The following is a 2,557-nucleotide window of genomic DNA, read 5'->3' on the forward strand; positions in this document are numbered from 1 at the left end:
TGTATATGTCAATAACTTTTTAGGTCAAAAGGCCATCCAATTTTAGGTCACTTACTCTATAAAAATATACACCTACCTATAAGTTCATATTTTTATAGGTGATGTGTCTTGGTTAAATAACTTTTCCATTTTCCTCAAATGTCTCCCGTAGTCGGTAGGAATCACCTGTCATGTCTACTATATATGCTTTGTGGGTAAGTCTGTCTACCATTGCACTTGTAATGACGGGATCACCAAATACCTCTTCCCACCTGTCAAAAGAAAGATTTGTTGTTATTATTATAGATTTTCTTGATGCCCGTAAAGAAAGATTTGTGAATAAAAGTTCTGCCCCTTCTTTATCAAAAGAAATATATCCTAATTCGTCGGCAATGACAAGGTCATATTTCTCAAAACGTCTTTCAAAGTAATGCAGTGTTTTCTGACTGTTACATTCCTTAAGTGTTGTAATTAACAGGGGAACTGTAGTAAATAAGACCTTGTATCCTTCCATACACGCCTTGATTCCAAGACCTATACTGACATGGGTTTTTCCAGTCCCTGGATTACCAGACATAATTACATTTTTCCCCTGTTCAATGAATTTCATTGTAGCCAGTTCCGGCAGTATCTTTTTCATTGGGATTGGAAGATATTTTGTTTCAATATCCTCTAAATATTTTCTGTATGGAAATTTTGCATTGCGTATACGACATTCCACACTACGTTTATCTTTTTCTACCAGTTCATAAGTCAGCAGTTTATGAAGAAAATCTTCATAGTCACTTGATTCACCCATTGCCTCTTCAAAATGTTCCTGTATCCCGTGAAGTTTTAAGATACGGCAGTATTCTTTGATTTCTTCGTTTAATTTAACTTTCATTTTCTATAAAGCTTCCTCCCTTAAAACTCCTGATTGAATTTTAGCCAGCTGGTTATACATCGAAAGGGTATTTCGTGATTTTTGGGAAATATGATCATTATAATCTCTTTTTATAGTATTTTCCTTCGCCGCATAACTGTCACAGACAACATTTACTTTGTCGGCACTCATATCAAGTGGTGAAATTCTCTCCAGTTCCCTTAATGCATCACAAACAGCATCTATACCTTTTTCATAAATAATTTCAAGAACATGTAGAAATGTCTTTGCATCATTATTATAATAATGCTCGTAGATGTTTTTAATTTTGGTGTCCGCCTGAAGCAGTGCCGTGCTTTTGTGAAGGGCACCTGGTTTTTTATACAGGGTTCTCAGATAATGCTTCAATTCTATCTTCCAATCGTGATTCACATAACTGCGGTTATGTACGGCTATTACAGCATTATCATAATAGACTATAACCTTATCTGTATATGTTTTTACTAACACCAGTTTATTTACATAGATGTCTGGGACAGAATAATGGTTTTGACTTATAACAATAGTTGAGTACTTGTCCACCCTATTTTCAGAGATTATGCAGCTTTCAAACTTTGGCAGATGCGGCAGCAAAAATTTCTTTTCCTGCTCAAATATCTCAAGTGGTATAATACAACTGGAAATTCTTTTTTTATTCAAGTTCATACATGTTTCAAAAAGATATTGATTTGCTTTTGCAAGGCTGTCAAATGTTTCATGATAAGGTCCACTAAATGCATGTCTTCTTACGTATTCAACACTTCTCTCAACGTGCCCTTTCTCGTTGCCTGCGGCAATATTACAAAACCGGAAGTTAAATCCATAGTAAATAGAAAGTTCAGTTAGAGCCTTAGTTGGTTCCTTTTCATGAAATCCTACAAATTTTTTTACTGCAACTTTCATATTATCGTATACCATGGTTTTATAAGAGCCGCCGCAGTGTTCAAAAAACTCTGCATGTGACTGCTGAAATGCCGGTGTATCCTGTGACTTAAACAGTATGGCAAAACGATAGTTTGCTTTTACAGGTGTAAATACTGCCATCTGATATTTCTTAAATCCTGAGCTCCCAATATCAAGTTTCACTTCACCCCAGTCGAACTCACAAATATCACCCAATTTATATTCCTGTCTTATAAAAGCTTCCCTATGTCTCACCTCATCTTGGTTCACAAGACGTTTAACTGTTGAATAACTGATACTACATCCCTGTTTTATCAGATATTCGTGAATGTCTATTTTTTTCATGGTCTGCTTTGCTCTGCCTTCTGAACGTTTCTTTCTGTTTGATTCCAAGCATTCTTCAATGATATCCAAAATTTGTTGTGTGACCTTTACAGGTTTACGTCCATTAGAATGATATTTTGGCTTTTCAACAATTGCTTGAATAAGTTCGGATTGATCCAATCCAGGATTAATAAGCAACAATTCTGTTTTTTGATGTTGATACTCATTGACATATTTATTTATAGTATCCTTGCTCATGTGTAATTCTTTTGCAATAGCCCGGTTGCTCATTCCATCAATATGTTTTAATATTACCTTTTGTTTTTGTGTCAGCGTGATCACTTCCTCCTGTCCTCCTCTTAGCATAATACTAAGAGAATAACATATTTTGGTTATTAAGTGACCTATTTTTCAATGAGCGTTTGACCTATTTTTATGTTAACATAAACA

2 protein-coding genes are annotated in these 2,557 nt (G+C 34.9%); both read right to left on the reverse strand.

All coding sequences use genetic code 11. The features are described from left to right. Nucleotides 1–112: 112 nt before the first annotated feature. Nucleotides 113–862 (reverse strand): IS21-like element helper ATPase IstB, encoded by a 750-nt coding sequence (gene istB / locus AB8U03_RS17980; RefSeq protein ID WP_369705922.1) that lies wholly within the window; start codon nt 860–862, stop codon nt 113–115. 3 nt (nt 863–865) lie between these two features. Then, nucleotides 866–2,473 carry an IS21 family transposase gene (istA, locus tag AB8U03_RS17985; RefSeq protein ID WP_369705923.1) on the reverse strand — a complete coding sequence of 536 codons (1,608 nt, stop codon included), beginning with the start codon at nt 2,471–2,473 and terminating at the stop codon, nt 866–868. Nucleotides 2,474–2,557 lie beyond the last annotated feature (84 nt).

The sequence above is a fragment of the Clostridium moutaii genome (assembly GCF_041205085.1).
GTDB classification, from domain to species: Bacteria; Bacillota; Clostridia; order Clostridiales; family Clostridiaceae; genus Clostridium_B; species Clostridium_B moutaii.

What these genes read in the sequence shown, in the direction of transcription:
- istA (WP_369705923.1), bottom strand. Translation starts at nt 2,473, where the DNA reads ATGCTAAGAGGAGGACAGGAGGAAGTGATCACGCTGACACAAAAACAA.
- istB (WP_369705922.1), bottom strand. Translation starts at nt 862, where the DNA reads ATGAAAGTTAAATTAAACGAAGAAATCAAAGAATACTGCCGTATCTTA.